This window comes from Dehalococcoidales bacterium, assembly GCA_028716225.1.
Lineage (GTDB): Bacteria > Chloroflexota > Dehalococcoidia > Dehalococcoidales > UBA5760 > UBA5760.
Genome location: JAQUQE010000066.1, coordinates 1 through 5,867, shown reverse-complemented (window position 1 = coordinate 5,867; position 5,867 = coordinate 1). Strand labels below are relative to the sequence as shown.

The 5,867-nt window shown below is 52.7% G+C and carries 7 protein-coding genes; 2 read left to right on the top strand and 5 right to left on the bottom strand.

Annotation, left to right across the window (positions count from 1 at the left end):
• The 3 genes from PHI12_13125 to PHI12_13115 form a co-directional block, all read right to left on the bottom strand.
• The coding region (locus tag PHI12_13125; protein ID MDD5511734.1) for a hypothetical protein at positions 1-1,940 on the bottom strand (1,940 nt) is incomplete at its 3' end.
• The gene (locus tag PHI12_13120) at positions 1,937-2,218 is read right to left on the bottom strand and encodes a hypothetical protein (protein MDD5511733.1); all 282 of its coding nucleotides are present in this window, start codon (positions 2,216-2,218) and stop codon (positions 1,937-1,939) included. The genes PHI12_13125 and PHI12_13120, both read right to left, overlap by 4 nt.
• Before the next feature lie 782 nt (positions 2,219-3,000).
• A complete protein-coding gene (locus PHI12_13115; GenBank protein ID MDD5511732.1) occupies positions 3,001-4,212 on the bottom strand; it encodes a site-specific integrase in 1,212 nt (403 codons plus the stop codon).
• A gap of 314 nt (positions 4,213-4,526) precedes the next feature.
• Between PHI12_13115 and PHI12_13110 the strand changes: the two genes are divergently transcribed.
• Entirely contained in the window at positions 4,527-4,667 is a 141-nt protein-coding gene (locus tag PHI12_13110) for a hypothetical protein (protein ID MDD5511731.1), read from the top strand.
• 159 nt (positions 4,668-4,826) lie between these two features.
• On the opposite strand, the gene PHI12_13105 is transcribed toward PHI12_13110, so the two are convergent.
• Positions 4,827-5,135 carry a hypothetical protein gene (locus tag PHI12_13105; GenBank protein MDD5511730.1) on the bottom strand — a complete coding sequence of 103 codons (309 nt, stop codon included), beginning with the start codon at positions 5,133-5,135 and terminating at the stop codon, positions 4,827-4,829.
• Positions 5,136-5,178: 43 nt separating this feature from the next.
• Between PHI12_13105 and PHI12_13100 the strand changes: the two genes are divergently transcribed.
• Positions 5,179-5,328: a hypothetical protein gene (locus tag PHI12_13100; protein ID MDD5511729.1), complete on the top strand. Its 150-nt coding sequence runs from the start codon at positions 5,179-5,181 to the stop codon at positions 5,326-5,328.
• Between the two features lie 75 nt (positions 5,329-5,403).
• Here PHI12_13100 and PHI12_13095 read toward each other — a convergent pair whose 3' ends face one another.
• On the bottom strand, positions 5,404-5,616 hold the full coding sequence (locus tag PHI12_13095) for a hypothetical protein (GenBank protein MDD5511728.1): 213 nt from the start codon (positions 5,614-5,616) through the stop codon (positions 5,404-5,406).
• Positions 5,617-5,867 lie beyond the last annotated feature (251 nt).

Sequence of the window (5,867 nt, the reverse complement as noted above, 5' to 3'; positions counted from 1 at the left end):
ATCCGGTATGTCATCCCCTTCAGGCCCCCGGGTATCTCAACACCTTTCTTCCTGGCTATCTCCTGGATGATGTCGGGCTTCAGAACGATGTACTTCTCAGTGACTGAGATGATATAGCTGGGAAGGATACCCGATCTATTCATCTGGATAAGCCGGCCTTCCCAGCTTAAATCCTGGTGGAGAAGGTCTTTAGCATACCTCTGCATCTGCTCAAGGCATCCTTCCTTGATATAGGAATACATCACATCCAGCGGATCGGAGGTCTCTATCTCAAAGGTCGTGGATACCTCCCCCATCCTCTCCGGCATGGTCCTGCCTACAGAGAAGTAGAGCAGTTCAAGAAGCCGGCGGCCTGCATTCCTCTGATCCGGGGAAAGAATGATCGGCTTGATGTCGGTCCATGCGCTCAGGAACATATCTTTCAGCGCTGCGCCGATATAGGCAAGGCTCTCTCTCCGGGCGAGCACCTCGGCCTCGAATCGCTCCACTGCCTCAAGGTCTCTCTTCATCTCCGGGGTGTACTCAGCCGGGATAAGCCGGTCCTGCATACCGACGTACAGAGAAGGCACAAAGTTCGTTGTCATCGCTATTGAAGCGAAGGCGGTAAACTTCTCCCTCCGGTATCCCTGATCGGGCCGGATGCGCTCACGTGCATGGGGACTTGTCGTGCATACCTTCAACGTGTCCGCTATCCTCGGATCGCTGATCACATTCCTGACTTCATCCAGGGTGATCATGAGGGTGGATGCGGTATAGTGCGCTGCGAGCTGCGGCACGGTGATGCTCGAACCGTTGATAACGGATTTATGCTCAGGCAGTCCCCAGAAATACCCTGCGATCTTGCCGAAGTAGGTTTTTCCGGTATGACTCTCTCCATGCGCGAGCAGCATCTTGTTCTCCTTTCCATGCAGCTTCCTGATATACCCTAACGGGCTCTGGATAGCGAAATACAGAAAGGTAAGAACCGCATCCCGGTACTGGTAAAACTCCAGAATATCCTCAAGGAAGCTGAGCGCTTGGTCTGCCTTCTCCTTATCGTGTTCGGGCAGATTCACCTTAAAGTCCTTCCCTTCATGGAATTGCAGGCATCCCTCCGCATCCTCGAAGAATCCCGTACCTACTATACGGCTGGTCACCTTGACCACTTCCCGGTTCTCATACTCCTGCACAATGGAGCTGATCGCCTCATGAAGCAGTTGCTTCTTCAGTACTCCGGCCTTCGTGGTCGTGATGTCGTTAGCTATCTGGCTGATCGTCATCTCCTGATACTCAAGGCGGCGGCTGAGCTGCTTGGGATTCACAAAGGTGACATTGTAATAGATGTCGGTGCTATCGGCGGGATTCTCGATTCTCTCAAGGCTCTGCATCCGGTATCCGAAGATATAGGATACCTGCTGCTTCACGTCCTTGCCTCCATCCCTATACGTCACCCTCTCTGATACCTTGATGATCCCCTGCCTGGTATCGTTCTTGTAATAGACCTTCGGACCATCGCCTTCCTGGATGATCGCCTCGATGTCTGCGAGGTGTGCGCCGGCCTGCTCTTCGAGGATTGCCTGATAGCTGTCTCCGAAGAGATTATCCAGCTCCATCGCGCTGAAGGGCGGCTTAAACGAGTGCTCGTTATGGTAAAGAACGCTCTCCCAGATTGCTTCCCGCGCCTCTCCTGCTTTCAAGCCGTCCCGGATCGTCTTCCTGATCTTGTCGATCCGGTCCTCGCCTTCATAATCCAGGATAGCGATTGCCTCTCCCGTGCCGGTGCCTACTCGTTTCAGCGCCTTATAACACTGCTCGCAGAGCCAGCGGGGGTTATCGCCTTCAAGGGTTTTATATGGCTCTCGGTATCGTCCGGGTCTTTGGCATCGGATACACGGCTTATGAGAGTGGGGAAACTGCATATCCTTGAAGGTGGAGATGTCAAGGTCTGCATCTCCGTTCATACCTTCACCCCTTCGGCTGGCCAAAGCTGCTCTCTGATACTCTGACCTTTGAAGAGCTGGGTTGCCTTCTTCACAAGCAGCGTGTACCCCTTCCCATTCAGCACGACAAACAGAAGCGCGCCTCTCTTCGTCACAAGGCTATCTTTCGGGCCGTGAATGGTCGAACCATGAAAGAGCAACCATCTACCATCCTCAGCACAAAGGCGTATGGTGCTTCTCCCGTCAGCAAAGATAACAGATCCATCAGGAAGCGCGCGGGCGTGAGGCTTCGCTCTCATACGCTCACCTCATGTAAGCAAACGCTTTTATATTGAGAATAGCATATCATATGCTACCCTCAACTATTGACGGGTTGGTTCTCTGGCTTTGCGGGGAGTTTTGAGGAGGGCTCTCCGCATCTATTAACTCCACATCGCCACAGACCGCTAAACAAACGATAACGGCCTTTAGCACAGGGTCACAGGTGCGAACAGCTTCCTTTGATAATCTCCTGCGTCTCTTCAGGTATAGAGGGGCCCCTCCGTGAGGGGTGCTCTCTGCCTGCCCGCTCACGATCTACCCCTCCGGGCCTTCTTCATCCCTGGGGGTAGGTCGTGATTGCGGGATTTACACTCCGGGCACTCTTTCGGCCTGCCCGGTAAGCGGGATTCCCACGTATAGCCGCATCGAAGGCATTTCAGGGCCTTAACCCTCATGATGCGGCACCCCCTTGATACTGGATCCTCAAGGCGATGCGGAGCTCTTCTCTCGGTTGGTTACGCTTCGGTGCGCTTCCCTCCCGCTCTGAAAAAATATCTACAACAACGACTCTATGAGCGCGCTGTGTATGGTCCTTTTTGAAAGGCTTGTTGGTTTTCTTGTATTTACCTCTCAACTGTACCGTCTCCTTTTCTTCCTTGAGGAGGTGTCGAAAATGGCACGACGGCACGCGGAAAGTTCAACTAGCTATCCCACTGTTCATATGGTTATTTGCGCTGCTTATTTATATACTTATGCATATGATGCATACGGGATACACTCGCAGTAATATGCTTAAAAAAGTATGGGTAGATGCGGAATATCAAAGGCTTTCAATCAGTTTCTTAAACTTCTCGTTTTTCGTCAGTGTCAAGAGCTTTGTGAGTGCATCGAGATCAATCTCTTCGGTAAGCTTGCTTATCTCTTCGCGCTCCCTCCGGCCTTCCTCGGTGAGCGGCTGCATACATACGCCACAGTACTTGAGCTCAGGCGGGCAGAGTGCATGACACGCCGGGCAATGGATCACGGATCGCGGCTGGGCCTTCTCCTCTTCGGTAACATCGACGCCGGCGGCCTTCAACAGTCCTGCATCAACATCCTGTGCTGATAACCGAAGGTATTTAGAAAACATCTTGGTATTGGGATTTCCCCAGCACGATTCTTTTACCACGCTCTCACTACATCCGGTAACTATCAGCTCCGTAACGCGGGATTTCCTGAATAGGTGCGGGGTGATCCGCTTCCCGGTGATGGTATCTGCTGCTCTCACGACAATATCCCGCATCATCGAATAGCTGAGCGGCTTCCCGGTCCTGCCGATGAATACATAGTGATCATTGACGGGATCGCCGGGATAGGCATTTCTCCAGGCTGCGAGGTGCGGCACGCTGGTTATCAACCTGCTATGCCGGGTTTTCTTCTCTTTCCGATCATGGAGGCGTACCCGGGCACCGTGCCGGTCAAACGTGAGATCGTGCCATCTCAGGCGGTGAACCTCTGATATTCTCGCTCCAGTCTCAAAGAGGACGGCAATAAGGGCTCTATCCCGGAAATTCTTACAGCTCATGATCATAGCCGTGAGATCGTCACTCCGGATCAAGTCCTCCGGGTTCGTGACTGGCTGGGGTTCGGGTACTCGCATCTCCTGGAGGGCATCACGGGGGATCGCTGACAGTCCCCGCCGGCCTAACCAATAGTAAAAGGATTTCAGGGCGATGACATAAGATTTCTTGCTGGTTTCTGCATAGGGCTTTCCGCGCTTCGTCCTGGCTGCATCCAGAGCAACGCGGGCTTGTATCAGGTCGTCAAAGGTTGCTTGCTCAAAAGGCATATTGAGAAGGCTTCTCCAGAGAATGAGCTGCCCGGTGGTATTGGTGATGTGTGCTCGGGATGCTGAGCGGGCACCCTGGAGATAACCCAGATACTTTTTTATCAGTACCCGCGTATCTCCATCTATGCGGCCATCAGCAACCGCAAGATCAAGGAGCCTATCCGGCACCTCTGGAGATTCGAGGGCATGAAACTTCGTGCTCATAGAACATCCTAAGGCGTGAAACAATATAGGTATTGTTATTATACTGTAAAATACAGTATGACAAAAGACTGTATATTGTTTTCAGGTGCACCGATCCGGTTCGCTCGGATAGGGAAAAGAGGGGCATATTCCTTTTTATAGCAGACATGCAATATTATAGTATCCTATGGCGCGCATAAAAGCACCTGTCTGCATGAATCCGAAGTGTGAGGGGTGCGGCATGTTGCGGGCCTATGTCCGGCCTGCCTGCCCGGATGGTAAGCAGCGCCTTCATGTCATCGGGTGGTGGTGTCCTCTGTGCGGGTGGTTCACCAATGAGTGACGGATCCGCACTCGGCACCCTGATCGGGATCGCGATCCTCTTCCTCTTGATCCTGCTCTGGCTGGGGGTCGGTGAGCTGATCAGCATAGGAAAAGTGCTGCTGAGGCTTCTTTCAAGTCGTGCACAGCTATGAGACTGTGATCAGCGCAAAAACGCCTTTGAGGATTGCCTATAACGGCTTATCTCGAAAGGGCTGGTATGATTCATCCTGTGAGTGCCAGAGCGCCTTAAATCGGCTCTGTGTGCGTCTGAGAGAATTCACCGGAAAAATAGAGAGAATGAGGCTGAATCCTCACGCCTCCGCCGGTTCGACGCCGAAGGCATCGAAGTACGATACCTCCTGCTCGGGGAGCTGCTCGTACAGCTCCATAGCGTACTCCTTGCTCACTACCTCAATATGGGTGCGCTCTCCCTGCCACTGAGTATAACGAATGATGAAGAAGGCACCCTTCCCGGTCTTCATCAGGAAGGTGTTTCTTCCTCTTCTCTCCCAGTTGGATCCGTCAAAGTAGCGATCACTGGCGATCAGCGTTGCATTGTCGGAATCATACTTCTTTCCGTCGATGATTGCGCTTATCGACGGTACAAACGTTTCTCCCATAATTTCACCTCTTTATCTCATTCAATGCGAATCTGTTGTTCTGGTGTCGGTGCTGGTGCTGATGCTGGTGTCGGTGCTGGTGCTGATGCTGGTGCCGGTGCTGGTGCTGCATCCTGGTGCATGCCCGGTGTGGCCGGTGCATCCGGGATCGCGCTATCATCGCTCTCTGTCCCTTCTGCGGCTGGTGTGGTAACAACGGCTGCTATGAGGCATCCCGTAACGATAACAAGCGCGATAAGTAATAGGATTGCTAAACGGCGGTGCGAAGTCATAGCGCACCTTTCACATATCGCACCTGAAACCACTCACCACAACCATCACAGCAAATTACTTCATCCAGCTCAGCCCTGAGTGTATGCCGGTGGTAGCACCTGGGACACATCCAGATAACCTTATTCGACGGTAAGGCACCGCTGCGCCGTTTGCGCTTGGTCTCAGCGGTGTCTAAAAGTCCGAGTGGGTGCCGTGCTATCAACGGCATCACCCTTCAACTCCTTTCATGGTCGTATCTCCATTGGTAACACAATGTTACCACATTGTCAATGTGTAGATATATTATAAATACATTGCTATCACAATGTATAGCGTGGCAAAATTTGAGGTTGAGGGGGAAGAGCTGATCATCCGGGATGTGAAGAAGCGGGGGAATAGTGGCGGGGTTACTGTGCCGGTCTCCTGGGTCGGTGAGTCGGTGGCGGTGATCCGGAAGAAAGAGAAAGAGACGCCGGATCG